Origin of the sequence: Fulvitalea axinellae, assembly GCF_036492835.1 — a bacterium.
GTDB classification, from domain to species: domain Bacteria; phylum Bacteroidota; class Bacteroidia; order Cytophagales; family Cyclobacteriaceae; genus Fulvitalea; species Fulvitalea axinellae.
The window spans coordinates 1,227,373-1,252,123 of sequence record NZ_AP025314.1; the positions used below are offsets into that span (position 1 = coordinate 1,227,373).

At 53.2% G+C, this 24,751-nt stretch carries 22 protein-coding genes; 4 read left to right on the forward strand and 18 right to left on the reverse strand.

The features are described 5' to 3' along the window. Position 1 precedes the first annotated feature (1 nt). The 7 genes from AABK39_RS04950 to AABK39_RS04980 form a co-directional block, all read right to left on the reverse strand. Positions 2 to 913 (reverse strand): hypothetical protein, encoded by a 912-nt coding sequence (locus AABK39_RS04950; RefSeq protein ID WP_338393806.1) that lies wholly within the window; start codon positions 911 to 913, stop codon positions 2 to 4. Then, on the reverse strand, positions 910 to 2,952 hold the full coding sequence (locus AABK39_RS04955; RefSeq protein ID WP_338393807.1) for a hypothetical protein: 2,043 nt from the start codon (positions 2,950 to 2,952) through the stop codon (positions 910 to 912). Before AABK39_RS04955 ends, AABK39_RS04950 begins: the two co-directional genes overlap by 4 nt. A 1-nt stretch (position 2,953) precedes the next feature. Further along, positions 2,954 to 3,238, reverse strand: coding sequence for a hypothetical protein (locus AABK39_RS04960; RefSeq protein WP_338393808.1), 285 nt, complete (start codon positions 3,236 to 3,238; stop codon positions 2,954 to 2,956). Then, positions 3,238 to 3,609 (reverse strand): hypothetical protein, encoded by a 372-nt coding sequence (locus AABK39_RS04965; protein WP_338393809.1) that lies wholly within the window; start codon positions 3,607 to 3,609, stop codon positions 3,238 to 3,240. Before AABK39_RS04965 ends, AABK39_RS04960 begins: the two co-directional genes overlap by 1 nt. Positions 3,610 to 3,682: 73 nt before the next feature. Next, complete coding sequence (locus AABK39_RS04970; protein ID WP_338393810.1) at positions 3,683 to 4,309, reverse strand: hypothetical protein; 627 nt, start codon at positions 4,307 to 4,309, stop codon at positions 3,683 to 3,685. Between the two features lie 94 nt (positions 4,310 to 4,403). Continuing rightward, positions 4,404 to 4,724: a hypothetical protein gene (locus AABK39_RS04975; RefSeq protein WP_338393811.1), complete on the reverse strand. Its 321-nt coding sequence runs from the start codon at positions 4,722 to 4,724 to the stop codon at positions 4,404 to 4,406. A gap of 178 nt (positions 4,725 to 4,902) precedes the next feature. Next, positions 4,903 to 6,474 (reverse strand): TraB/GumN family protein, encoded by a 1,572-nt coding sequence (locus AABK39_RS04980; protein WP_338393812.1) that lies wholly within the window; start codon positions 6,472 to 6,474, stop codon positions 4,903 to 4,905. Positions 6,475 to 6,622: 148 nt separating this feature from the next. On the opposite strand from AABK39_RS04980, the gene AABK39_RS04985 reads away from it, so the two are divergent. After that, complete coding sequence (locus AABK39_RS04985; protein WP_338393813.1) at positions 6,623 to 6,829, forward strand: hypothetical protein; 207 nt, start codon at positions 6,623 to 6,625, stop codon at positions 6,827 to 6,829. 116 nt (positions 6,830 to 6,945) lie between these two features. On the opposite strand, the gene AABK39_RS04990 is transcribed toward AABK39_RS04985, so the two are convergent. The 7 genes from AABK39_RS04990 to AABK39_RS05020 all read right to left on the reverse strand — a co-directional run bounded on the left by AABK39_RS04990 (position 6,946) and on the right by AABK39_RS05020 (position 10,300). Then, positions 6,946 to 7,146 (reverse strand): hypothetical protein, encoded by a 201-nt coding sequence (locus tag AABK39_RS04990; protein ID WP_338393814.1) that lies wholly within the window; start codon positions 7,144 to 7,146, stop codon positions 6,946 to 6,948. A gap of 147 nt (positions 7,147 to 7,293) precedes the next feature. Beyond that, the gene (locus tag AABK39_RS04995) at positions 7,294 to 7,569 is read right to left on the reverse strand and encodes a hypothetical protein (protein ID WP_338393815.1); all 276 of its coding nucleotides are present in this window, start codon (positions 7,567 to 7,569) and stop codon (positions 7,294 to 7,296) included. Continuing rightward, positions 7,562 to 7,804 (reverse strand): hypothetical protein, encoded by a 243-nt coding sequence (locus AABK39_RS05000; RefSeq protein WP_338393816.1) that lies wholly within the window; start codon positions 7,802 to 7,804, stop codon positions 7,562 to 7,564. Before AABK39_RS05000 ends, AABK39_RS04995 begins: the two co-directional genes overlap by 8 nt. Further along, the gene (locus tag AABK39_RS05005) at positions 7,761 to 8,459 is read right to left on the reverse strand and encodes a hypothetical protein (RefSeq protein WP_338393817.1); all 699 of its coding nucleotides are present in this window, start codon (positions 8,457 to 8,459) and stop codon (positions 7,761 to 7,763) included. The genes AABK39_RS05000 and AABK39_RS05005 overlap by 44 nt, the downstream gene beginning before the upstream one ends. 7 nt (positions 8,460 to 8,466) lie before the next feature. Next, positions 8,467 to 8,676 (reverse strand): hypothetical protein, encoded by a 210-nt coding sequence (locus tag AABK39_RS05010; RefSeq protein ID WP_338393818.1) that lies wholly within the window; start codon positions 8,674 to 8,676, stop codon positions 8,467 to 8,469. Beyond that, positions 8,673 to 8,897 (reverse strand): hypothetical protein, encoded by a 225-nt coding sequence (locus AABK39_RS05015; RefSeq protein ID WP_338393819.1) that lies wholly within the window; start codon positions 8,895 to 8,897, stop codon positions 8,673 to 8,675. Before AABK39_RS05015 ends, AABK39_RS05010 begins: the two co-directional genes overlap by 4 nt. 74 nt (positions 8,898 to 8,971) lie before the next feature. Further along, on the reverse strand, positions 8,972 to 10,300 hold the full coding sequence (locus tag AABK39_RS05020; protein ID WP_338393820.1) for a hypothetical protein: 1,329 nt from the start codon (positions 10,298 to 10,300) through the stop codon (positions 8,972 to 8,974). A 617-nt stretch (positions 10,301 to 10,917) separates the two neighbouring features. Here AABK39_RS05020 and AABK39_RS05025 point away from each other — a divergent pair. From AABK39_RS05025 to ffh, 3 genes are all read left to right on the forward strand, one after another. Next, complete coding sequence (locus AABK39_RS05025) at positions 10,918 to 11,319, forward strand: helix-turn-helix domain-containing protein (RefSeq protein WP_338393821.1); 402 nt, start codon at positions 10,918 to 10,920, stop codon at positions 11,317 to 11,319. Positions 11,320 to 11,433: 114 nt separating this feature from the next. Further along, the gene (locus AABK39_RS05030; protein ID WP_338393822.1) at positions 11,434 to 12,366 is read left to right on the forward strand and encodes a glycerophosphodiester phosphodiesterase family protein; all 933 of its coding nucleotides are present in this window, start codon (positions 11,434 to 11,436) and stop codon (positions 12,364 to 12,366) included. A 154-nt stretch (positions 12,367 to 12,520) separates the two neighbouring features. Next, a complete protein-coding gene (gene ffh, locus AABK39_RS05035) occupies positions 12,521 to 13,852 on the forward strand; it encodes a signal recognition particle protein (protein ID WP_338393823.1) in 1,332 nt (443 codons plus the stop codon). Positions 13,853 to 14,181: 329 nt separating this feature from the next. On the opposite strand, the gene AABK39_RS05040 is transcribed toward ffh, so the two are convergent. The 4 genes from AABK39_RS05040 to AABK39_RS05055 form a co-directional block, all read right to left on the reverse strand. Further along, positions 14,182 to 16,947 (reverse strand): glycoside hydrolase family 2 TIM barrel-domain containing protein, encoded by a 2,766-nt coding sequence (locus AABK39_RS05040; protein ID WP_338393824.1) that lies wholly within the window; start codon positions 16,945 to 16,947, stop codon positions 14,182 to 14,184. Between the two features lie 152 nt (positions 16,948 to 17,099). Further along, entirely contained in the window at positions 17,100 to 19,859 is a 2,760-nt protein-coding gene (locus AABK39_RS05045; RefSeq protein WP_338393825.1) for a glycoside hydrolase family 2 TIM barrel-domain containing protein, read from the reverse strand. 639 nt (positions 19,860 to 20,498) lie between these two features. After that, a complete protein-coding gene (locus AABK39_RS05050; RefSeq protein ID WP_338393826.1) occupies positions 20,499 to 22,700 on the reverse strand; it encodes an alpha-galactosidase in 2,202 nt (733 codons plus the stop codon). Between the two features lie 89 nt (positions 22,701 to 22,789). Next, on the reverse strand, positions 22,790 to 24,751 hold the full coding sequence (locus tag AABK39_RS05055) for a glycoside hydrolase family 97 protein (protein ID WP_338393827.1): 1,962 nt from the start codon (positions 24,749 to 24,751) through the stop codon (positions 22,790 to 22,792).

Below are 24,751 nucleotides of genomic sequence, written 5' to 3' on the forward strand. Positions count from 1 at the left end.
GCTATATGTCTAAAGTCGGGGTGGCTTGGAGCGTCCCGAATACTTTTTCGATTTCAAGTCTGTCCGTACCGTCCGGGGTGGCGATATAGGCCACGCCCGAAGGCAGTCGAACACCCGAGACGGTCACGATATGGGAGCCGTCCTGCTTGATGTTCAGCACCGTTTTTCCGTCCGGTTCGCCGGTGATTTCGATGTTGGCGTCGGCGGTAACGGTAAGTTCTATGTGATTATGCCCGCTAAAGTCGGGGTGTGTTCCGCCACCGGTGAATCCCGTTTCGAGGTTCAGGATGGTGTCGGCGTTAATACTTGTGGCGTATTCGCGCTTGGCGAAGGCTAATGTTTTGCCGTCGAATGCGGGTTTGCCGTTATTCTCGGTCAGTTTGTCGAGCGCGTCTTTATTCCCGTGCGTATGGCTTCCGTCAATCAGTGGCTGAAGATCCGCGCGGTTCTGCGTGATGTATGCCACAATCTCCTGAAGCGTGTCCAGATCCTCATTCGAAACGGACGTGGCGCTTTGCAGGGCCGTGATATTGCTCTCTATCGTATCGAGCCGGTTGAGCAATCCCGCCGGAATAATCGTGTTGCCGTTGTACTTCAGTTCGCCGTTTTCCTCGGTGAATTTCAGCAACACCGCCTCGTTGGAAAACTTGGTCCCGATCTCCTGTCCGTCGTAAAGCAGTTTGCCGTTTACTTCGGTGAACTTGTCGAGGATCGGATGCGAAAGCAGGGGCCTCCAAAGCGGATTGGCCACCGTCCCAAAATTGGCGTAGAACTTCCCGGCCGAACGGTCGAGAAACAGCGAACCGCTCGGCGCTTTCAAGTCACTTGCGGGCGCTTCGTCTCCGCGCAGAAGAACCAACCTAAGCGGAAGCTCGGCGTTTATGGTCGCTATGAAAATGTCTAAGGCGCTCATATCAGTTCCTCGATTTCGATGACGGTATTGCCCGAGGCGTTGTTGTTGGCGTTGGCTTCGTCGAGATTATACCAAGTGTCGCCGTTCGGGTTATGCGTTCCCGAGGGCCCGGTTATCGTGTAGCGGTCGGCCTCGTCGGCCAAGCTTGCTTTGTACAGGAAATTGTTGTCCGCCGTGCCTTTGGACCGGTTCGAGCAACGCAGTTTCGAAGTGTCCGTTACGTTTGTCCCTATAGCCGTTTCCCTTGCGAAAGCGGCGACTGTAAGGCTCCGTTTTACGAATCCGCCGACCGTGTAGCTTTCGGTCTTGTTGACAATCTTGCCGGCCAGATTCACGGCCTGTACCTGAATGTTTTTAGCGCCTTTCGGAACGTCGTCGTCGATACGGATTTTGATCTGGAACAGGTTCGGCCCGAGCTTCGTGACGCTCTCGGCCAACTCTCCGCCGTCACCGTCGATCACCGCCGTGAGCGTTTCAATGTCTTGGTTCGCCGAAAACCTTATAGAATGCGTTTGCGCCGAGGAACCGGCGTAACCGCCGCTGCGCAAACGCGGCGGGGCGATCAAGGCCAACTGCGGGTCCGTGTGGGCGATTCTTATATCAAAATCCCTCGTGGCCGTCTTGCCGTTGGCGTCTCGGGTGGCGGTGATCCGCCCCGTGGCGTAGCCGTAATCAATGCTGTTGCGTTTTACGCGGAGTTGCCCGGCATGGCCGTTCCGGGAAGACTTGTAGGAGCCGTCCGAATCCAAGAACAGCAATTGGCCGTCCGGGGCCGTGTAAACGACCGTGTCGGCGTTGCTGACCGTGTTGGAGACGGTCGCCGTCTCTTCGTCCTTCAGCGCCGTTTGGCCTGTCGGATAGGCGACGCTGAAAGAGAAGCCCGGCGTCAGATTGTTGCAGGACAGTCCGGTCGCAATTTCGAACCAATCGGATTTGGCGTTATTGGCGTCCAAGGTCCGGACACGTAGGCCTAAATTGGCGGGCGAGTTACCGCTATGGTTATGGTTGACCAAGGCGGAAACCGTTACGCTGGCCGTCGCCGAACCGCAATTGATTGTCTGCGCTCCGAACGCTCCGAAGTTTGCGAACTCTATCCGGGTCGCCCCGGCCTTGTCCAATTGGAGGGTGACCGGAATACGGTCGCCGTTCTTCAGTTCGGTCTGCGAGCCGGGATAGGCTCCGAAGGTGGCGCCCGAAATCGACGGTGCCGCCGCTAATCGCTCTATCGGGATTTCCAGCGTTCCGCCGTTTACCGTTATTTCGATCTTGTCTTTGCCCGTAATGTCCACGCCGGTGATATTGGCTTGGAAGCTCCGGTGTGTGCCGGACACTTTCGAGATTTGGCTTTGGGCTACGGCCGTGCCGTTGACCGACAGATTTCCCGTCCAGTTTTTCCCGCCGTCCCAAACGGCCGTCAGGTTCAGGGTGTCGGCGTTTGTGACAAGGCTTTTGATCACGTTTTGGCCTACGGCCTCGGGATCGTGCGCGGGGTTCACCGTCTTCGACGGATCGGGAGAGCTTACGGCGGTGACGAAGATATTGGCCCCGGACACCACGCCCGAGTTCAATGTCTCTTCGACTTCGCGGAAACGCTTCTTGATTTCGTATGAAGACATTCCATGAGTCTTCGACTCGGAATCGTCTTGGAAAATACGGTGGTTGACGTGGTGCCTGAGCGTTCCTCCCGCGTCCAGAACGGTCACGTCTATGGCGAAAGGCTCGCCCGGCTCTACCAATACCTTTTCGGTCTGGTTTAGCCAATGGATATGGAAGCTTACGGTACTCTCGGGAATAACGAACAGGCGGTAATTGGCCCCTTCCTTGTCGCGGTAAGGCTCGACGATAAAATTGCCGGAAGCCTTTACGACAAACTCCCGCCACTCCCTGCCGTCCTGATCCAGCAGGCAGTGCCCGGCCGGAACCTTCTCCGCCCGCTTGGGGTGGATGGAGGGGTAGTTTAGCGTACCGTCGTAGACCTTGGCGGTAACGGGTTTCACCGCGTTGCCCGTGATCCTTTTGTTGAGTCCGAAAGCTTTCATGCTAGAATTTCTCTTCTGTCGAGATTACGGTTTGGATTACTAAAAGCTCGTTTTCGCCACCCTCTTTGAATCTGACAGTGAAATGGCCTGTCAGAATATCCCCGAACGGCAGTCCCAATTCACGGCTTAACCCCGGCTCTATCGGAATCGACACGTCTCCGCCGACATAGCCGACCAAGGCGGTTGTTTCGCCCCTGTTCTCAAGGGTCATCATCCGGGTGTTGGACAAATCCCATGTCTCGCCGTTTTCGGAAACGGTCTTGTGTATGATTCTGGCGTTCGACATTATTTCTCCATCAGAAAGACCAGACTTACCATCACTTCCGAGGTTGTGGTGCCCTCGTAATTCAGCGAGGCGATTAAAATCGGGGCGTCGGTCCGCAGATCAATGGCGTGATAGCGGTTGTCTTTGGACAAACCCGCTTCAGGGGAGGACTGGAACATCTCTACGGGCGTAGGGCTGATATAGTCCTTGTTTCGGTCTTTCAGGCTGAAATCGAGAACGGCGAGTCCACCGGTGCTGTGAACGACAAGGGCGAGCCCCACGGCCCTTTTGTATGTCGAGGGCAGATTGATATTCAGGCTTTTCGCGCCTGAGTTTTTTCCGTTACCAATCTTGATCCTGTGGGTTTCGGTGTAATATTCTTTTTCCTTCATGGCTGGAAAGTCGGGAGGTTAAAAGGGCGGAAAAGAGGCGGGCGCCCCTTTTCCGGGTTTTGGGTAGACGGGATTATTTCGACGCCGTTTCCACTCCGAAAAGCTGGAACTCGAAGAAATGCTTGTCGCTTTCGCTGGTTCCCTCGCCTTCCGGGAACTGGATCTCCACATTGATCGGCTTGCGCTCGACCAAAAGGAAAGGGATCTCAAGGTCAAGAGCCGCCGAGGACGCGTTTCCTCTCATGGACTCTTCCGAGACCAACGCGCTGATCGGCTGGCGGAAAACGGTGTTGTTATCCTGCGTAATCGAGAGTACCGAACTCAACAATACGTTGGGCAGATCCGCCGCCTTGTCGCTGTAACGGACGTTCGACTCGTTGGCCGCGCCAAATCCCGAATCGCCCGAAGCGACCATGGAATAGCCGATTTTAAGACGTGTCACCGCCACGTTCTGCCCGCCTTCGAGCTTGTCTTCCTGAAAATCGGAATAACCGACCCGCTTGTTGTTCGACGTGCGGAGAAGAGGGTATTTACCGCCTCCGTTATCGATCTGTGCCCGGTGGATCAGGCACACGTCACGGAACTTTACCAGATTCTTCTGGAAATCCGACTGGATTTGTTTTGGCAAAATGGAAAGCTTGGTCTTCATGTAGGCCAAGGCTTTTCCGAGGAAGGAGCCGTTCATTTTTTTTGCTCCCATTCTTTTGTGCTGATTAATATCCGCCATTGTTATGGTCTTTAGGATTTTTGTTTCTGATAGAAATGGTGTGGACTAAATTCGCCTTGGGGCTAACTTAGATTGTCTCGTCAACGTCGGCGGTTCCGACTCCCGCGGTTCCGTCGTACTCATCGTACTCATCATCGTACTCGGCCTCGCCCATCTGGGCGCCGGACAGTTCCATGACCTCGCCCGTTTCGGGGTCGATATACATTTCGCCCATGCCGTTCATCGCGGCGCCGTCCACGGCGTAGGGGTTGCCTTCTTGGTCGTAGACCACTTGTGGCCCTTCGCCCAAGCCGTTGAGGTTGGGGACGAAAGCGTTCAGGGCCGGGACTTTGTTGGCCACGTTGGAGACGAGCTTGAAGCCTCCCGCTACGGCCGCGCCGGTGGCCATCGCTTTCACCGTGGGGCTGGCGGCGTTGGCCGCTCCGTAAATTCCCGCGGCCGTGACGGCGAGGGCGGCGACCGGGTGGGTGATCTTCTTCATGGCGACAGATCCCCCGAGGAAGCCGAGAACAGTGGCGCCTGTTTTCTTGGCCTCGGTTGTCAGTTTTTGGGTAGACATAAGAGATTTAATTCTTGGTTATCAAATAGACGCCGGCGCCGACGGCGGCCAACGTTAAAATATTCGTGATCTGGGATTGGAAGGCGCGGTTCCGGGCGTTGGCTTTCAGGGCCAGTCCGGCCGCCTTGTTGGACACGCTGTTTTTCTCCTTGAGCCTCAGCAGTTCCGTTTTCATCCGTTGGTTCGCCTCGGCGAGTTTGGACTGTTCCTTCTCCATATCCGCCTTCAGCTTGGCGTTTTCGGCCTCGGTAATCCTTTTGGCGATGGCCTCGGCGTTTTCCGGACTCATGCCGGTGGACTTGATCAGGTTCAGCACCTCGTTGGTGTTGAGGCCGGCGCTTTTGGCGAGGTCGAGGATATTGCTCACGTCGTACCCGCCTTTTTTCGCCCGCTGGTTGCTGAGCATATTCATCAGGGCGTTGACCAGAAGCGAGCTTTTGCCCGTGCTGATTTGCTGTTGGATGGGGTTGTATGGCCCGTACGCGGGAGCGGGATACGGCCTTCCGTACCGCTTGATTATTTCCGCCCTTCTTTTCGCGTCGATCAGGCTTGAGCTGTTGTTGGCTGGCGCCGATCCGCCCCCCGAGGACGAACCGCCTCCGCTTGTGAACGCCTGTATTCCCGCGTTGATAAGCCCGCCTCCGGGAATGATGGAGGTGACTATGGGAGCGGCGATTTTGACCAGCGGTTTCACCACCTTTTTGGCCACTTTCCAAACCTTCTTTCCCACCTTTTTCACGCCTCTCCAAAGCTTCTTCAGCCAGCCGTTCAGGGCTCCCAAGCCCGGCATTTTGATACGTTCGTAATAATCCACTCCGTCGAAAAACGTCACGTCTTCGGGTACCGTTTCGGCCTCTTTGCTGTAATAGACTTTGCCGTCCATACTGCCGGACATGGCTTCGCCGAGTCCGTTTAGCGGTAGGGCCCGCCGGGCCATGGCGCCTGTAGCGCCGGAAAAGCCGTTAAGCGATTTGGCGGGCAGGGTCACTTTGAAATCCCTGTATTCGGCGATGGGCGTTTTCTCCTCGTTGAAACGGTTCAGTACCGGATCGACCGTATAGTACTGCTTCGGGAAAAGGCTCCAGTCCAGCGACGCGCCCGGGTATTTGGGCACGACCACGTAGATATGCTGAAACCCGCGCTTGGCGGTATAGGCCGTTTTTCGGAAATAATGGGGAACGCCGAGGTTGGAAAGAACGGACGAGATGAAAATGCTGTAGCAGTCGCAGTCCACGCCTGTCCGGCGGTCCGCCCAAGTGCGGGCGGGGTTCCGCAACTGCTCTTCGGCCGGCGAGTCGAGCTTGTATTGCACGTGCCGGTAAAGGAAATCGAAGATCTTCCGGCAGGTCTCTTCCAGATTTGCGCCCTTGAGCACCGTGGCGATTTTGCTTGTCTCGCTCAGGGAATTGGCGACAATGTCCTTCATCAGCCTTACGGTGTCGAAGGTGTCGCCGTCCCGGTCCCGGATGGGGTCGGTGCGCCGGGGTTTCGGAAAGAGTTTGTCAAACTCGAAACCGTGCTTTATGCGTCTGCGGGCGGTGGCCGTCAGGCCCAGTCCGTTCAGTTGTCTGATTCTCATAGAACTCTGAATAAGTGTCTATGCGTGGCTGATTGAGTCTCCAATATGGGGAGACCCGCGGACTGACTTCGCCATATTTCGCTATCCTTCGCTATATTTCCTTATATTTCGCTATTTATGGATTATATTTAGGTTGAAAATCCGAGAAATGAAGCCTGAAAACGCCAGATCGAGACCGGATCTTTTCCCGAGATACCAAGCGAAGAGCAAAAAAATCTTGGCCGTGGAGTTTGGCGTGCATCCCGATACTATAGCGAACTGGTGCAAAATGATAGGTATGGAGACCAAGAAGGGACTTTTAAGTGTAAAAGAGGTTAAAAAGTTTTATTCGCACTTCGGCGACCCTTTCGAGTGACTTCCGGTTGTTTTTAGTCTTCGCTAACCCGTTTTGGTCTGTTTAAACACTTTTCATCAATATTGATATTCAAAGAAAAAGCCAAGCGTTAACGCTTGGCTTTTTGCTTGTGTCGCTTACTTTCCGAGTGGCGGGACCCGGTTGTCCTGTTCCTCTTCGGGTTCCTCCATTCCGTAGAATATGGGAGTCACCATTTCGAAGGCTTTCCAAGTCTCTTCAGGCGTCGGGTTGGTGCCGAACACCCGTTTGTGGACCTCTTGCGAGAACTTGACGGCGTCTGTCGCCGTGTCCAGCATTTCGCGTCTTTCGTTGTTCATTTTCCTGTGTGTTATTGACCGGGGAAAGTCTTCCCCTTGTGTTGAGATATGTTTTGTGCCCTTGGAAATCGTCTTCGCTCGAATCGAGCAGAAAACGGTCTTCGAGGTATTGGGCGATAAGTTCCTCTTGGCTCGGATGCGTCATGGTTATTGGTTTTTCCAGAGTGAAAGTTGCTTTACGCTGTTTACCGCCTTCCTGAACTTCAGTTTGTTGAGGTTGGCGTTGATCCACATCGCCGCGTCTTCGATTATTTTTCGGTGGTGCAAATCGTGAAAGAATCTTGCGCAGTCCCTTACGGCGTGCGCGTCAATTTGCTTGGCCTCTTTCTCCCAACGACTGATAGTGGCGTTCAAGAACTTTTTCTTTTGCTCGGTCAGATTCGGAAGCCGGCGGTCCAGTATATTTTTGAGTTCCTTATGCATGGGCGAAGACGTTCAGTTGCGGTTCTTTGGGCCGGGACTCTATTTTCTCGCGGTACATTCTGGCGAGCTTGCGGGCTTTCTCCGGGCCCGAGATGGACTCGTTGCAGATGTAGGCGCACCCTTCGAACTCCGGGGAAACGTAGAATTGGAGGGTGGCTTTTTGCGGGGTGTCGGCCCGTATCTTGGCCGTTTTAATTTTCCCGTACCTCTCGTAGTAGATTTTGTGGGACGCCATGTTTGCAGTGTTTTTTATGGGCCGATAACGATTGCTGTTTGGCAAACGACCTTCCGCATTCGCAGAAAAAGCCGTCGGGTTCCTCCGGTTTCGGAGTGTTGTCAGGGCGTTGCGGTAGCGTTGCAACGTGATCCTTTTCCCGTTGCGTCGGCGTTGCAACGTCGTTGCGCCTACGTTGCGGTTCCCGTTGCAACGCCGTTGCGGACACGTTGCGCTCTTGTTGCGTTTCGCGTTGCGGTCCCGTTGCAACGGCCTTTAAAGCCTCTTCGGGGCGTTTTTTGGCTTGCTTGGACAGCAGTTCGGAAAACATGTATATGGAGATAGTGAAAAGGCAGGAATAAATCAGCGCGGCCAAAATGTTCTCGTATTGGCCCGCTTCCCAGAATCCCCGGATATCGTAATACAGGATGTTCAGGCTGAAAAGGGCCGCGGTGAAGAGGATCGAGAATATCCGTTCGCCGGCGTAAACGAAAGCGATGATCGACAGCTCTATGATTATGACCACCGTTACGCTGTGCGCCCAGTTCAGGCCAACCGATCCGAAGAGCTTCCGCGAAATCTCCTGATGCACGTAGGCGCAGTGTTCTATATTGTTGAACATGACAAGCACGATCACAAAGAGCAGGAAGTTTTTTGATTTGAATATGCTTTGCATGTCGGGATCAGTTGGATAGTCGGTTTAGTAAAGCCTTGCCGTCCTCGACGAAATAATCGCGGTCAAACCATTTCCTGTCCGGAACCAAAGGGTTGTCGCACAGGTGCGAGCGGTATACGAGCAACATCAGCGAACTGGAGGCGTCTGCCACACGCGACGTTTCTTTTTCCAGTTTGGCGATCTTCTCCTTGTTGGTCGGGGTGTTTCGCTTTTTCATAACGCGCTTGAGATTAGTTGTCCGTCAATGAATTTCATCAGTTCCCGCCCTTTGCTCGGGGAGTCCGTGTTGTCGTAGCACACGCAGGTTTTGGTCTTGCCCCGGAAGGAATTGGTGACCAAATGCATCACCCTTTCGGCGTTTTTGCAATAGAAATAACGGCGGTTTCCGTCAGTGAAAAATATGAGAACTTTGCATTGGTTTTTCGTTTGATTTTTCATAAATTACTGATATTAAAGTTGTTAATTAAGTTAGCCGGTCGCTTTGGTGTGGGGACACCTAGCGACCACTTTTTTTATAGGTCCGGTTCCACGTTCCAGAGTTGGGTGTTGATCCGCACGTAAGGCGAGCGTGACGCCCACCGGCCGAATTCCCTCATCAGCCATTCCTGTCCCGTGTCCGCTATCTTTTGCCTGTGCCAACGGTACATCTCCGTGGGCGTCTTGTCCTTGTGTCTCCCTTTGTCCCTTCTGTACGTTCTGGCTTCCCGCTTCACTTGCTCGAATACCGAGAGGTGTTCCCGCTTTTGCTTGCGCAAACGGTAGCGTTCGAATCTCATGCGGGTATGCGAAAAGCCGTTTCGGGCGTTCCCCTCGTAGAAGTACCATTCGGGTTTGTCGGGTATCCAAGTGCCGGGGATCGTTTCGAGGCAGGCCCGCTGGTAGTCGAGGCATTCGGTGATCTCGTCGTGGTATTGTTCCAGCGATTTGTCCAGCGCCCGGCCTTTCAGCGTGGCGTATTCCCTGTTTTCGTAGTAGCGGTTGAACAGCAACCGCCCGAGGTTGCGCAAGGCCTTTTCCCGCTGGAACTCGGGCATGATCTTGCCCGCCCAGAGCGTTTGCCAAGCGTATTTCCAGATGTCGCGGGCCATCGCCGTCACCAAGCGGTCTTTCCGTCGCTTTTCCCCGGACTTATCCACATGCCCGGCCGGCGGAACCCGGCCTGTTTCTTCCCCTTGCGCTTGCGGTTCAGTTGGGGAATTTTTGCTTTTTGGGTGTGCGAGAAAATCGCTTTCGCGGAGCAAAGCATCCGACGGCGAAGCCGTACCGCATTTGTCCACAGCCCTATTGCTATTTTCTGAAGTACAGGAAAGTTCTGGTACTAGAGTCGGGAAATTTTCCCGATGACCCCTCCGTGAAGGACGTTCGGGGGCGGAATTTTCGGGCTTGGAGGGAGAGAGGGCGAAACCGCGGACGAGTTCGGCGGTGTCTTTTTCCCAAAGGATTTCCGGGTTGAATCTGATCCGGATGCCGGATCTGCCCTGAAGGGCCGTAGAGGTGAAAATCCCGGCCTCGGAGAGCCTTTTGCGGTGGTTGTAGATGGTTTTGCTGTCGGCGTCGGCTTCGGACGCCAGAGAGGCGTTTTTGGTCTCGAAAGCCGGCAGGTCTCCGGGGTGCGGAACCTCGCCTTTGCGGATGGCGCCGTTGAGTTGGGGGATGAACATCATCAGCGTCCGTTCGGCGGTTCGCCTGACGGAAAGCTTGATTTTCTTTTTACGCCTAACGGCCGAATCATAAGAATCGTTGATCGAATCGATCCGGTCTTTCAGTCGCTTCAGCGCCTTGGACGGATCGACGAGCAACAACCTCGGATTGAAGCCGTGGCTAAGTTGCGTGTCAGCCATAGAAAAGTGATAAGTCGGGGGCTCCGCCCAAAAGGCGGAACCCCGTTTGGATTCGGTAATCTGTTTCCACGGCCGTTTGCCTTGGCGTACTTAGTGCTTTGCTTTATTGGGTGTCGAATTCCCTGACCGAACAGGGGGCGTACGGGCGCCGGTCTTCGCCGATTCGATATGGTTTGCCTACGTAGCTATTTTGGAAACGAAAATCCCGGAAATTATACATTCTGGGTTACCTATTCGGTTACCACTTTTTTGCGGGTTTAGGCGGTAAGCTCATTTATCGTCTTGGATACATATTTTTCTTCTACAGGGTAAAATTTTTCCTTTTTGATTCTGGAGAAAAACACGTTACGTCCTACTTCAAATTTCTTTGAGAACAAGTCAACGATTTTGCTTTTTAGCTTTGGAGGCAAATCCGTGTATTTTTTGACAGCGTTTTCAGAGGTTTCCATACATTAAAACAACCTAATGTGTACGAACGGAGTATATTTGCGTGTTGTTGAGCACTTCCCGGCACCCCCCAACACGCAAAAGCATTCTTAAGACGTCTGCAATATGTATTACAAAAAAATGTAACGCAAATTTAGAAGTTAGCTATGAATGTAACTAAATCAAGAGAAATGGAGCAGTCAATCAATTGTCGATTCAAAGAGCTTTTACGGGTGTTGAATATGAATAAAATGCAATTCTCAAAGTTAACGGGGGTGTCCTATACAACGGTTGCTAACCTGTTTAATGAAAGGCAATCAAAACCAAGTTTTGACAGTCTTGTAATGATTCTGAAGAGAATTGATAACCTTAACCCTATGTGGTTGATTTTTGGTGAAGGAGATATGTTTGGGGAGTATAAACACTCTGATATTGAGTCTGTTAGAAATACGAGGAGGGACGTGGCAGAATATGCTGAACAATTACGTGTCTTGAGGGATCAAATTAAGGTGAAAGATAGGCAAATTGAGCGTTTAATCGGATTGGTGGGAAAGCCCAAGGGTGACCGGATGAGTCTGGGGTATTCTGCGTAGTCGTAGGTTACCTATTCGGTTACCATAATGATTTATTCGTTTTAACGGACTGATTGTTAAGTGTTTGTAGTTGTTCTTCTTTCTTTAGAAGAAAGAAATGTAAAGAATACTGTTATGAGGAATATCACCCGACTTTGGGCCTTTGTGGCCTGTGTTTGTTTGATGTGGTCTTGCGTAGGCAAGCAGGAGTCCACCCACAAGGGGAGTTATCTTAAGCTGAAAACCGTCAAGGACAACCATGCGCTGTTTGGCTGGACGTACGAAAGGATTCCGATGATAAGCGCCCACCGTGGAGGCCCTGCGGAAGGTTATCCCGAAAACAGTTTGGAGGCTTTCCGGCGTGTGGCTTCGCAAATGCCGGTGATCATCGAATGCGACGTGGCTCTTACTTCCGACGATTCGCTGATGCTCATGCATGATAATACCGTAAACCGTACCACTAACGGTATGGGAAACATCAACGATCTTACTTACGCCCAAGTGAAGGATTTGCTGTTGGAAGATGATCAAGGAGCGATAACAGATTACCGTGTGCCGAGCTTTTCTGAAGCTCTGCGATGGGTGAAAGGCAAGGCCGTTTATACTGTGGACGTTAAGAAAGGGGTGCCATGGAAGAGCGTAATCGACGCCATTCACGCGCAGGGCGCCGCGCCGTATTGTGCCGTGATTACCTATAATGCCGATGACGCTTACCGTGTGCATGCGCTGGATCCGGAGATGATGATTTCGGTGACCATCCGTAATGAGGAGGAATACAAGCGTCACCGCGACGCGGGAGTTCCCGACAACCGGATGATAGCCTTCACCGGCCTTACCGAACGGCCGAAGGAATTTTACCAAATGCTTCATGACAAAGGTATTATGTGCATAATCGGGGCTATTGGCAACTTAGACAAAAAGGCCGTGGCCAAAGGCGAGGGCGTCTATTTGGATTTGGTAAACGGCGGTGCGGACATTATCGCTACTGACCGCCCTGTGGAGGCGTATAAGGCTATTCAGATCAAGATCGACAAGGAAAGCCCCATTTACAGAAAGTATTTCCGATAGGCGTGCTCAGTATTTCCAAAGCCTGATATTGTTGCTTTAAGGGCGGGTTTTCTACCATCCTTGGCGAGTTTGGTGGGGTTTGCTTTCGCCCGGATTGATTAGCAGTTTGTTAGGCGGGAATATTTGAGTATTTTTGTCGCAAATTTGTGGATATATGTTCGAGAATTTAAGTACTAAATTAGATAGGGCGTTTAAGACGCTCAAAGGGCAAGGGAGCATTACCGATGTCAACGTGGCATCTACCGTAAAGGAGATTCGCCGAGCGTTGATTGACGCCGATGTTAACTACAAGGTAGCCAAACAGGTAACCGACAAGATCAAGGAAGAGGCTTTGGGCCAGGACGTGTTGATCTCCGTATCGCCGGGCCAGTTGTTTATCAAGATCGTAAGCGATGAGCTGACGAAACTGATGGGCGGAAGCGCCGAGCCGTTGAGCACGGAAGGTTCGCCGGCCATTATCCTGATTTCGGGTCTGCAAGGTTCCGGTAAGACCACTTTTTCGGGTAAACTTGCCTCTCTTATCAAAAAACAGGGCAAGGACGTTCTTTTGACCGCCTGTGATATCTACCGCCCCGCGGCTATCGACCAGTTGAAGGTTTTGGGTGAGCAGGTAGGTGTGGACGTGTACGCCGAGCCCGAGAACAAGAACGCTGTAGAGATCGCCAACAATGCCCTCGACTACGCCAAGAAAAACGGCAAGAAGGTAGTGATTGTCGATACCGCCGGCCGTTTGGCTGTGGATGAGCAGATGATGGACGAGATCGCTGCTCTGAAGAAGTCGCTCAACCCAACCGAGACACTTTTTGTAGTGGATTCGATGACTGGTCAGGACGCCGTAAACACGGCCAAGGCCTTCAACGACCGCTTGGACTTCAATGGTGTCGTATTGACCAAACTCGACGGTGATACCCGTGGTGGTGCCGCGCTTTCTATCCGTACGGTCGTTGAGAAGCCGATCAAGTTTATCTCGTACGGCGAGAAGATGGAAGCTCTTGACGTATTCCACCCTGATCGTATGGCCCAGCGTATTTTGGGTATGGGTGACGTTGTTTCTCTCGTGGAGCGTGCCCAGCAAGCGTTCGACGAGGAAGAGGCGATGCGTATCAACAAGAAGATCCGCAAGAACCAATTCAACTTCGAGGATTTCCTTTCGCAGCTTCAGCAGATCAAGAAGATGGGTAACATCAAAGACTTGATCGGTATGTTACCGGGAATGGGCAAAATGGTGAAGGATCTTGATATTGACGATAACGCCTTCAAACCGATTGAGGCGATTATCAAGTCGATGACTCCGCAAGAGCGCAAAAACCCTGAATTGTTGGACGGTAGCCGTCGTCGCCGTATCGCCCAAGGTAGCGGTACCACTATCCAGGACGTGAACAAGCTGTTGAAGCAGTTCAACGATATGCGTAAGCTGATGAAGACCATGAACAAGTTCCAAGGCGGCCGTCGCGGTATGCCGACCATGAACATGTTCAGAAGATAACAGAACTCGTTTTCCGCCACAGCGGAACGATGTCGGAACTATTCCGCAAAGAAAACGCCGAGGGTAAATCCCCGGCGTTTTTTTTTTTCAGAATATAAAAAAGTAAGAAGTCCAGCAGAGTAAAGCGTAGAAATACTGTGCGGTAATTTTTTGTCAAAGAGGAAAACACCACGCAGATATGTAGGGACTGGGCGTGCCCTGTCCGTAACCTTAAACGCTGGAAGACCTTACTTTCAGTAAAAAGCCCAGAGCAAAGAGTACCGCTAAAATTCACCTAACCAAAAGCGAGCGGACTATTTACTCTGGACTCTTTACGCTTTACCGATAAATCATTGCGCGTCGCCTTTTACGTTGCCTTCGAAGTCAGACTGCTGTTTCTCTACAGTCTTCAGCTTCAGCTGGCGCAATTCGTATTCGGTTTGGCGCAGTTTCTTTTTCAATGTGTTCACCTCTTCCGATCCGCCGTTGCCTTGGGCGTTTCCGCTTTTGTTGGCGTAGAAGTTTCTGTCCGGCTCTTCCGTGTACAGCAGGTTGTGGGCCGGGCTTACGCTTTCGATTACCAATTCGCCCTCCATCGGCACGTGCTTACCGGCGTAGTCGATGCTGGCCTTGATCGTGATCTTGCCGGCTTTGGTAGTGGCTCGGATCAGGGCCGGAGCCGTTCCCCATTCCACTCGGCGCGGGTTCGAGGCGATGCTTTCGTCGTGAATCAGTTCGCCTTCGCCGCTTACGCTGAATTTGACGCGCTCTTCGCTGAGGCGCTTCACGGTGCCGTCTTGGTCGGTGATATAAGCCACTACGGTTACGATGTCCGATCCGTCGGCGGTAAGCGCCGCTCCGTTGAAGTCAGGCTTCAGTATGATTTTCGAAGCCCGGTAAGAAGGCTTGCGTACCATGGTAGTCACAACTTTTCCGCCGATCAGGCCTTCGGCCTTGATGTTCACCTTGTCGTACTTGCGTCCGCGCGTGAGCTTCTTCAGGTCCATAAAGTGGAACACGTCTTTGAAAACCACTGGCGGATGAGGCATTTTGTATTTCGGGTCTTTTACCTTCTTGGTGGCGATCACTTTGCCGAAGGCGGTCAAACGAACCTCTTCGCAGTTTGAGAACACCACTACGTCGGCGCCGGATACCGGCGACATTTCGTGGGCGATGTACACCATCGGTCCGCTTTCGGCTTGCTCAAGCTTGATGCTCGGGTCCGTCTGGCTGGCGAACATGTGGTAAGAGAATTTAGGCTGGCGGAAAGCGTCCATTACGCCACCGAAGAACGGATCCGGGTGGTAACCGCGCTGATGGTCGAACGAGTGCCACAACGCGCCGCCGAAGTGTTGGCGCGGCGTACGGTAAAGGCGTTCGAAGCAAGTGAAGTAATCGCCGTAGCTCGGGTTGGCGTAGTGTAGTGCCTGTACCAATTGGGCTTGCTCGCCCCAGTCGCGTGCTACGCGGCTAGTGGAGTTATGCGACGACCAGTTATCCACGTTGTCGCCCCACTCGCGGGTAAATACCGTTTGTGGCATATCGTAATTCTTGGCTTCCCAGCTTTCTTTCCCGATAGGGTGGGCGAAGAGCACATCAAAGTACTGCTTGCCTTTGGCGTGGTGATCTGCGGAAGTGTAGGCTCCTTGGAACGGGTATTCTTCGTGCACGATATTGTGAACCGTCTGCGCGAAGTCTTCCGGATAGTGCGTTTCGTTCAGGATCGGTTCCCAAAGGAGAATCGAAGCGTGGTTACGGTCGCGGCGGACCATCTGGCGGATATCGTTGTAGACGAGGTTTACGAATACTTTCTTGTTTTTCCAGTTAAAGAACTGCCAGCCTGGAGTAGGCACGATCATAAACATACCCAACTCGTCGCAGGCGTCCATAAAGGCGGGGTCTTGCGGATAGTGGGCCGAACGGATAACGCGCATACCCACATCGCGCAGTTTTTTCACGTCGCGCCAGTGGAGCGAGTTAGGCAAAGCGTTGCCGATATAAGCGAAATCCTGATGGCGGTTGGCGCCGATAAGTTTGTCTTCGAACGGTTTGCCGTTGAGGTAGAAGCCGTCTTTTCCACGGAATTCGATCTTGCGGATACCGACACGGTTACGGATTCCGTCTACGGTTTTTCTTCCTGCCTTAACAGAAGACAAAAGATCGTAGAGGTAAGGGCGGTCTGGGTGCCAAAGTTCCGGTGTTTTTACTTTGATAATCTGCTTTACGGTTCCTTTTTTGCCGGGAGCCAGTCTGAGGCTCTTGCGGGCTTTGCCCACGATTTTTCCTTGGCGGTCGCGCAAGGCGCTTTCCACCACCATGCTCCGGCTTTTGGCCGATTCGTTAAATACTTCCGTTTCGGCTACCACCGTTACCATTTTCTCCGAGAAGTTTTCGAAGTGAACGATCACGCCACCGCCGGCCACTTTGTCTGAGCGGTTGGCGTTGGTGATATGGAGCTTGTCCGAAGAAATCAGCCAAGCGTCGCGGTACACGCCGCCGAAGTACGAGAAGTCGAGGTTTTCCTGCGGTTTGCCCGGAGGGAAGTTCGGGTCGTCGCTGTTGTCGGCCTTTACGGCGATAACGTTGGTACCGCCGAAGCGGGCCACGTCGGTGATGTCGGCGATTACGGGCAGAAAACCGCCGAGGTGTTTGGTAACGGGCTGGCCGTTTACCCACACTTCGCTTTTGCCCATAATGCCTTCAAAATGGACGATGATCTTTTTGCCCTTCATGCTGGCCGGCACCTCAAAACGCTTGCGGTACCAGGCCGGGCCTTGGTAGTTTTTGCAACCGCTGGCCTGTACCGGCAACAGTTCCAAACCGTGCGGAAGGCTAACGATCTCCCAGTCGGCGTCGTTGTGGTTTACGTTTTCGGCGCCTTTTACGTCGCCTTTGGCGTAGCGCCAGCCTACGTTGAAGTTGTGGACTTCGCGTCCGCCTCCGTCCACTTTAAAAAAGCCTGCGGTAGAGAATTCCGGACCTTTTTTAGGGGAAATGACCAGCGTGTCGCTGACCGTTTCTGCCTGCGATTGTCCGGCGCCTAACGCAAAGGCGAGCGCCGCCAAGGCCAATGGCTTTAGGGCGCCGATCTTCTTAATAAATCGCGTACAAAACATAAAAATCTAATTATTAAATGAGGGCGGAAGTCTTGGCTTCCGCCTTTTAAATCTCGCTGGTTTGGAGGCTGTGACCTCTGTGCTGACGATGTTTTTTATCAGAATATCATCGAGCAGACTTTTTACTCAGGACTCTTTACTCTTTACCAATCTTATTGAGCGTCCTTTTTCACGTTGCCTTCGAAGTCGGACTGTTGTTTTTCGACTTCTTTAAGCTTGATCTGGCGGATTTGCTGTTCAAGCTCCTGCACTTTGCGCTTGGCTTCGCGGAGCTGGTCGCTTTCGATTACGTTGCTGTTTTGGGCTACAGAATTTCCTTTCGAGTTTTTCGTCGGTATTTCCTTAAACAGCAATGGCTGTGCGGCCGGATGTGTCTCCAACACCAACTCTCCGCCGATTGGCAACTGAGGACCTTCGATATTCAGCGTAGCTTTCACCAATATTTTCCCGGGCTTGGTTCCTGCGCGGATCAGTGCCGGGGCGCTTCCCCATTCCACCCTGCGCGGGTTTGAGCCAATTTTGTCGTCGTGTACCAGTTCGCCGGCACCGCTTACCGTGAATTTCACGCGTTCGTTGTTCAGGCGCTTGATGGTGCCGTTGTGGTCAACGATGTAGGCGAAGACGGTGATTACATCAGAGCCGTCGGCGCGGAGGGCTGAACCGTCGTAGTCGGCGCGGAGCACGATTTTGCGGACACGCTGGCCGGGCACGCGCTTTTGGCTGGTGACCACTTTGCCGTCGATCAGGCCTTCGGCCAAAATGAACACCTCGCTGTGCTTGCCTTTGCGCTGGCGGTGTTTCATATCCATAAAGCCGTAAACGTCTTTGAACACTACGGGCGGGTGAGGCATCTTGAAGTTGGGATCCTTCACTTTTTTCGTTCCGATAACTTTGCCGAAGGCCGTAAGGCGAACTTCGTCGCAGTTGGAGAATACGGTGACGTCGCTGTCGGAGAAAGGAGTCATCTCGTTGGCGATATAGACCATCGGTCCACTTTCGGCGTTGTCGAGCTTAATGCTCGGGTCAGTCTGGCTGGCGAACAGGTGATACGAATACTTTTTGCGACGGAAAGCGTCGAGAATACCGCCGAAGAACGGGTCCGGCTGGCAACCGCGCTGGTGGTCGAAGGCGTGCCAAAGCGTACCGCCGATATGTTGGCGAGGTTGGCGATAAAGCCTTTCGAAACAAGTGAAATACGTATGGTATTCCGGATTGGCGAAGTGCAGTGCCTGTACCAGTTGCGGTTTTTCGCCCCAGGCGATGGATACTCTGTTGGTGGAATTGTTGGCCGACCAGTCGTCTACGTTGTCGCCCCACTCGCGGGTGAATACCGACTGCGGCATATCGTAGCCCTTGAGTTCCCAGCTTTCCCTGCCTACGGGGTGGGCGAAGAGAACGTCAAAGGCTTCGTGTCCGCGCGAGTTGTGGTCGGCGGCGGTGTAGGTGTTGCCGTACGGGCTTTCGGTATGTACCAGCTGGTGCGATTCTTTGGCGAATTCCACCGGATAATGCGTTTCGTTCAGGATAGGTTCCCAAAGGAAAATGCTGGCGTGGCCACGGTCGCGGCGGACCATCTGGCGGATATCGTTGAGCACGCGCTCGGCGAACCGCTTGTTTTTGTTGTTGAAAAACTGCCAGCCAGGCGTAGGCACGATCATAAACATGCCCAACTCGTCGCAGGCGTCCATAAACGCGGGGTCTTGCGGGTAGTGCGCCGAGCGGACCACGCGCATACCGGCGCTGCGGAGTTTGCGCACGTCGCGCCAGTGCATAGAGTTCGGGATGGCGTTGCCCAAGTAGGCGAAATCCTGATGGCGGTTACCGCCGATAAGTTTGTCTTCGAACGGTTTGCCGTTGAGGTATAATCCGTCTTTGCCACGGAATTCGATCTTGCGGATGCCCACCCGTGTCCGGAAACCGTCGATGTTTTTGTTTCCTTTTCTCAGGCTTGAGAACAAATTATAGAGATGTGGAGCGTCCGGATGCCAGAGTTTAGGCTGTTTTACCTTGATCACTTGGCGCACAACCGTCTTCTGCCCGGCGCCCACGCGGACGCCTTTGCGGGTAGAACCGGCTTTCGTTCCGTTTTTTTCCTTAAGGGAAGATTCCAGCGTAAAGCTCACGCTTCTATCCGATTCGTTGAAAATCTCCGTCTCGATCACTACCGACACCGATTTCTCCGAGAAGTTTTCGAAATGAACCAGCACGCCGCCGTCTTTTACCGTTTTCGAGCGGTTAGGGTCGGTGATATGGACTGGATTTGTGGCGATCAGCCAAGCGTCGCGGTAGATGCCGCCGAAATAGCTGAAGTCAAGGTACTGCTGCGGTTTGCCGGGGGCGTAGCTGTCGTCGTCGCTGTTGTCGGCGCGGACGGCTATCACGTTCGTCTCGCCGAAGCGTGCGCCCTCGCTGATGTCTACGATTACGGGCAAATAACCGCCGAAGTGTTCCGAAAGCGGCTGGCCGTTGAGCCACACTTGGCATTTGCCCATTATTCCTTCGAAGTGGACGAAGATTTTTTTGCCTTTCATATCATCCGAAAGCTTGAAACGCTTGCGGTACCAAGCCGGGCCTTGGTAGTTTTTGCTACCGCTGGACAGGATAGGCATCAGTTCCAAACCGTGCGGAAGGCTTACCACGTCCCAGTCGGCATCGTTGAAGGCGGGGTCTTGCGCGTTGCGGGCGTCGCTTTTGAGGAAACGCCATCCCACGTTAAAGTTGTGGACTTCCCGGCCGGAGCCTTCGACTTCGAAAAACCCGGCGGTGGAGAATTCCGGCCCGTTGGCGGGCGCGCTCCGCAGGCTGTCGACTACGTCGGCGCGGGCGCTGAGCAACCCGACAAACATGGCCAAGAGCATTAGCCCGAAGTGTGACGGGTGGAAAAGTGACTGTATGCGTGTGTGTGTATGCATCTGGATATACTTGTTTAAGTATCCGTTAAAAATGTGTGTGTCTGGCTCCGGTAAGAACTGTCGTTGTGTGGACGTCCGTTCTTGTTTTTGTTTCTTTTTGGAAAAAAAGAAAAGCATTGGGCTTCGGTTCCGGTCTGGAGACTGGAGTTGGTTTTTGCCACAGGCGACGCTGTGTTTTTACGCTTGCGACAGCGGAATTGTCGAGGGATGAATTTAGCTCAGGCGGTAGCTTGGGCCAAGGCTAACCGCTTGATAAATAGAAAACACCAGCATGGGCGGGTTTTTTAGTAGGGGGTGCGTCAACGGTTGTGATGGATTACCCCTTATGGACGAAAAACTGTGACGGTTAATATATTTCGCCCCTTGAGGGATAATGTCCTGAGTTGTGGACATTTGTGATGAAAACGGAAAAGGCGTGGAGTTCGGCATCCTTTCGGATGCTGATCCACGCCTTGGCTGTGTGTGTGATTATGTTTTTGGAGGCTGGAGCCTCCGGATAAGGTTAGGCACGAGGCTGGAGCCTCGCGCCAGCGACTCTTTTTTAATATTATGCTATTGAAGTGAGTGCGTTGTTTTTATTCAAGTTGTATTCTGTTCCTCGCAGTCTATTTACTCTTTACGCTTTACTTCGTTCCAATCTCAAAGTCCTGGATTTTCCACGGATTCCAGGCGGAAGACCATGCTTTCCATCGGCCTTTTGAAGCGCATCCGGATTCCTTTTTTCATCAGCGTTTCGCCAGATACTGTGTAACCGTCTTCGATTAGCGGAGTCCACTTTGCGCCGGTTTTGTTTATTTCGGTCAGGCGGTAGAGCTTGTTCGGGTCGAGGCCTTTGAGGCGGAGATGGCCGCGTTCGCTACGGCGGTGGAACTTTGTGCAGTAAGTGAAGAACACGGCGTCTTTTTTATCCGGGCTGACGAAGCCGTGGCTGGTGTAACCCGATTCGCCGTATGGCGACTGTATGCGGTACAAATCTCCGTGCTGTACCAGCGGGCGGAGGCTTTTGTATATGGCGATCGCTTTTTTGGCGAAGGCTTTTTCCTTGTCGTTCAGGTCGATGGGCTGAAGCTCCATGCCCAAGCGTCCGCTCATGGCTACGTCAAAGCGGAATTTGAGCGGGACGGAGCGTTTTGTCTGGTGGTTTGGCGATACGGATACGTGGGCGCCCATGGCCATTGCCGGGAAAAAGTGGCTGTAACCCCACTGGATATTAAGGCGGGTAAGGGCGTCGGTGTTGTCGCTGGCCCAAAACTCGTGGTGGTAGCGCAAGGCGCCGTAATCCACTCGGCCACCGCCCGAGGCGCAAAGCTGGAAGATTACTTCAGGGTGCGATTTTTCAAGCTTGGCGTATACGTCGTAAAGGCCGTTTACGTAGTCGATCCAAAGGTGCGACTGACGGTCGGCGGGCAGGTGTTCCGAGCCGAAATTCTGTATATGGCGGTTGGCGTCCCACTTGATATAGGCGATGCGCGGATGGGCCGTGAGGATGCTGTCCACGGCGTTGAAGACGAAATCCTGCACGTCGGGATTGCTTAGGTCCAGCAAAAGTTGGCCCCGTACAAGCATGCGTTTGCGTCCTTCGCGCTGGATAATCCATTCCGGATGCGTTTCTGCCAAAACACTTTTCGGGTTTACCATTTCGGGCTCTACCCACAGTCCGAATTTCAAGCCTTTGCCCTCGGCGTAATCGATCAGCGATTCCAGTCCGTTCGGTAATTTTTTGCGGTTGGTTTGCCAATCGCCCAAGCCGGCGTTGGCGCCGTTGCGCGGATATTTGTTGCCGAACCAGCCGTCGTCGAGCACGAACATCTCTATGCCCATATCGGCGGCGCCGTCCATCATTTTCTGCAATTTTTCCTCATTGAACGAGAAATACGCGCCTTCCCAGCTGTTGAGCACTACGGGGCGTTCGTCTTGTCCGCCGCGCAATGCGTGGTTGCGGGCCCAACGGTGCAGGTTTCGGCTGGCTTCGCCTTTGCCGTTGGTCGAATAGGTGTAGACCATCTTTGGAGTGGTGAAAGTTTTTCCTTTCTCCAAAAAATAATCAGAGGCGAATGGGCTGACGCCGAGGTTCAGGTTACAGCGGTATTGGTCGTCCACCTGAAAAGCCAAACGGTAGTTGCCGCTCCAAGCCAAGGCGCCCATCATTACGTCGCCGTAATCTTCGTGGGCCTTGTCGTTGAAAGAGAGAACGAAAGACGGATTTTCGTATTCCGTGGCGCGTACGCCACGTTTGGTCTCGATCAGTTTGGTGCCGCGCTTCAGCTGTTCTTCCGTGAGTTGCATTTCCATGGCCCAGCCGCCGTTGAAGTGCATCAGGTGGTAGCTGTCGGCGCGGAACGAGAGGTAAGCCGAAGCGAAAGACTCAAGTTTGACGGGATTTTTTTCCTTGTGCCGGATCTCGGTCCACTGCGTAAATGTATTTTCTTTTTCGAAAGCCTGAACGTAGACGGTCACGAAAAAAGGTTTCAGCTGGTCTTTGAGGCGCAGGGCCATCAGCGTTCCTTTGTCGTTTTGTGTCAGTTTGTGGCTGTCGTAATACAAATCCGTAGCCAATGAGCCGTCGGCGTGGGTGGCAAGCAAGGCCACTTCGTGCGAGGATCCGTCGCCGAAAGCGGGGTAGGCCTCTTTGGCTTCGTCGGATACAAGAGTGGCTTCTTCAGGGCGCTGAAGTTTTGAGCCGAGGTATTTGAAGTATACTTTGCCCCACTTGTTGACGTGGTAAACCATCGTGCTGGTTCGGGTATGGAGCGCGATGGTTTGTTCCTTGGCTTTTTTGCCAAAGGACAGTGTAGTGATAAAAAGCGCTAGAATGCTTAGCGTTAGATTCTTAAAATTCATCCGTGCTGTGTTTTTGAAAAAATCGATGGAGTGGAGATTGGCGTAGAGGCAGGATGTTTTCCGCCTCTACGCCAATCCAATATTCATGATTATTTGACAATAGCCGCCCAACCGCCGCCGGGAGCCATTTTGATTTTCATTTTCGTGCGGTTGTTTACCGTTTTTACCACTCGTTTGTAGTCTTCGGCGTGGCGGTCGGCGTTGACGCCGTCTTGGAAAATCTCGATTTTGTGTTCGCCGGCAGGCAGGAATGAGAAATCGATCTCAAGCTCCCTGTCGTCCAAGCCTGTCATGGCGCCCATATACCACTTGCCTTCAGATTTTCGGGCTACGGCCACGTATTCGCCAACTTTGCCGGCAAGAGGTACGGTCTCTTCCCAAACGGTGGGGAATTGCGCGATAAATTCGGTACACTCGGCCTCGCGGATGTAGTTCGAAGGCGAGTCGGCCAGCATCTGGAGCGGGCTTTCGAACACGGCGTACATCGCCATTTGGTGACAGCGCGTGCCACGGCTCATCGGACGGCTGAAGCGCCCGCGGTAGTTGCCCGGCTGGGCGTTGTCCATCGCGCCCGGCGTGTAGTCCATCGGTCCGACAACATTGCGGATAAACGGAAGCTGAACGTCGTGGTCCGGGTTGCAGTATCCGCCCCATTTGTGCTGTTCGAGTCCGCGGACGCCTTCGTAAGAGACCACGTTCGGGTAGGCTCGGCGCAGGCCGGACGGTTTGTAAGAGCCGTGGAAATCGACAAGCAGATGGCGCTTGGCGGCTTCTTTGGCCACTTTTTCGTAATAGTTGACCATCGGTTGGTCGTCGCGTTGCATAAAATCGACTTTCAGGCCGGCGGCGCCCCATTTCGAGGCCTGTTCCATGGCTTGGTCAAACTGCTCGTCAAGCGTTTTCCAAGACATCCAGAGGATTACGCCCACGCCTTTTTTCTTTCCGTAGTCGATGATGGCGGGTACGTCCATGTGTCTGGTTTGCGTCAGCAAGTCGCCGAGTACGTACCAGCCCTCGTCCAGAATGATGTATTCCAATCCGTAGTCGGCCGCGAAGTCGATGTAGTATTTGTAAGTTTCGGTGTTGATGCCCGCGCGGAAATCCACGCCTTTGATGTTGTTGGCGTTGTACCAGTCCCAAGCCACCTTGCCGGGCTTCACCCATTCGGCGTCTTCCACGGCCAAAGGCCTTGAAAGCTTGAATACAAGGTCTGATGCCATCAGGTCTTTGTCTTCCTCCGAGAGGATCATCATCCGCCAAGGGAAAGTACGGCGTCCGGAAGTTTCGGCCATAAAATCCTCGCGCTTGGTGACGTAACGGTCACGGTCGCTGCCGTCTTTGTATTCCGAGGGGAGTTTCGGGAAAACGCCGTCGAATTTGGCGGAACCGTCAGCCGTTCCCTTCAGCCAGAGGCCGGGGTAGTCGTAGAGGTCGGCTTCGGAGATCAGCATTTTGGCGCCTTGGCCCAAATCCACCATGGCGGGCAGTGAACTGAGCGTATCGCCCACTTGCGAGAGCTTTTGCTGGACATAAATCCGCTCTTGGTGCGAATAAAAGCTTGTTTCCTTCGGGAGGAACAGCTTGTAGTCTTCCGGGAAGTTATATTCCACGGTTTCCTCGTTTACCTTTACGTTTTTGCCCAAGCGGGTTTCGAAACGGTAGGCCAGGCCCTCGTCATAAGCGCGGAAAGTTACGCTGTAACGGCGTCCGCAAACCAGGGTCATTTCGTTGTACTGGTCTTTGAGGCTGGCGAATTTCCGGGCCACGGTCGGCTTGAGCGTCTCGTTTACCGAGCGTCTTTTTACTCTTGAAACCCTTGGACTGGTGCCGAATGGCGAGTAACCGTCCATTTCCATGGCGAAAGCCGAAGGCTTTAGCACTTGGCGTCCGTTGAAATCTACGGCATAGCGGAATCCGCCATTGTCGCTGACCGTAATATTTATTTTGCCGTCGGGAGAGGACAGTTTATAATCCTTGGCCCAGCCGACGGAAAGCGAGCTTACGCAGACCAGCGCAAGCAGGCAAATGCTCAAAAATGTTTTCCTTAACAT

Bases quoted from the DNA above. Each gene is read 5' to 3' on its own strand.
- AABK39_RS04950 (WP_338393806.1), bottom strand. From the start codon at position 913: ATGAGCGCCTTAGACATTTTCATAGCGACCATAAACGCCGAGCTTCCG.
- AABK39_RS05030 (WP_338393822.1), top strand. From the start codon at position 11,434: ATGAGGAATATCACCCGACTTTGGGCCTTTGTGGCCTGTGTTTGTTTG.
- AABK39_RS05025 (WP_338393821.1), top strand. From the start codon at position 10,918: ATGGAGCAGTCAATCAATTGTCGATTCAAAGAGCTTTTACGGGTGTTG.
- AABK39_RS04975 (WP_338393811.1), bottom strand. From the start codon at position 4,724: ATGGCCACCGGCGCGGCCGTAGCGGGAGGCTTCAAGCTCGTCTCCAAC.
- AABK39_RS05005 (WP_338393817.1), bottom strand. From the start codon at position 8,459: ATGCAAAGCATATTCAAATCAAAAAACTTCCTGCTCTTTGTGATCGTG.
- AABK39_RS05015 (WP_338393819.1), bottom strand. From the start codon at position 8,897: ATGAAAAATCAAACGAAAAACCAATGCAAAGTTCTCATATTTTTCACT.
- ffh (WP_338393823.1), top strand. From the start codon at position 12,521: ATGTTCGAGAATTTAAGTACTAAATTAGATAGGGCGTTTAAGACGCTC.
- AABK39_RS04995 (WP_338393815.1), bottom strand. From the start codon at position 7,569: ATGCATAAGGAACTCAAAAATATACTGGACCGCCGGCTTCCGAATCTG.
- AABK39_RS05020 (WP_338393820.1), bottom strand. From the start codon at position 10,300: ATGGCTGACACGCAACTTAGCCACGGCTTCAATCCGAGGTTGTTGCTC.
- AABK39_RS05045 (WP_338393825.1), bottom strand. From the start codon at position 19,859: ATGCATACACACACACGCATACAGTCACTTTTCCACCCGTCACACTTC.
- AABK39_RS04955 (WP_338393807.1), bottom strand. From the start codon at position 2,952: ATGAAAGCTTTCGGACTCAACAAAAGGATCACGGGCAACGCGGTGAAA.
- AABK39_RS04965 (WP_338393809.1), bottom strand. From the start codon at position 3,609: ATGAAGGAAAAAGAATATTACACCGAAACCCACAGGATCAAGATTGGT.
- AABK39_RS05050 (WP_338393826.1), bottom strand. From the start codon at position 22,700: ATGAATTTTAAGAATCTAACGCTAAGCATTCTAGCGCTTTTTATCACT.
- AABK39_RS04960 (WP_338393808.1), bottom strand. From the start codon at position 3,238: ATGTCGAACGCCAGAATCATACACAAGACCGTTTCCGAAAACGGCGAG.
- AABK39_RS05055 (WP_338393827.1), bottom strand. From the start codon at position 24,751: ATGTTAAGGAAAACATTTTTGAGCATTTGCCTGCTTGCGCTGGTCTGC.
- AABK39_RS05040 (WP_338393824.1), bottom strand. From the start codon at position 16,947: ATGTTTTGTACGCGATTTATTAAGAAGATCGGCGCCCTAAAGCCATTG.
- AABK39_RS05000 (WP_338393816.1), bottom strand. From the start codon at position 7,804: ATGGCGTCCCACAAAATCTACTACGAGAGGTACGGGAAAATTAAAACG.
- AABK39_RS04980 (WP_338393812.1), bottom strand. From the start codon at position 6,474: ATGAGAATCAGACAACTGAACGGACTGGGCCTGACGGCCACCGCCCGC.
- AABK39_RS04990 (WP_338393814.1), bottom strand. From the start codon at position 7,146: ATGAACAACGAAAGACGCGAAATGCTGGACACGGCGACAGACGCCGTC.
- AABK39_RS04985 (WP_338393813.1), top strand. From the start codon at position 6,623: ATGAAGCCTGAAAACGCCAGATCGAGACCGGATCTTTTCCCGAGATAC.
- AABK39_RS04970 (WP_338393810.1), bottom strand. From the start codon at position 4,309: ATGGGAGCAAAAAAAATGAACGGCTCCTTCCTCGGAAAAGCCTTGGCC.
- AABK39_RS05010 (WP_338393818.1), bottom strand. From the start codon at position 8,676: ATGAAAAAGCGAAACACCCCGACCAACAAGGAGAAGATCGCCAAACTG.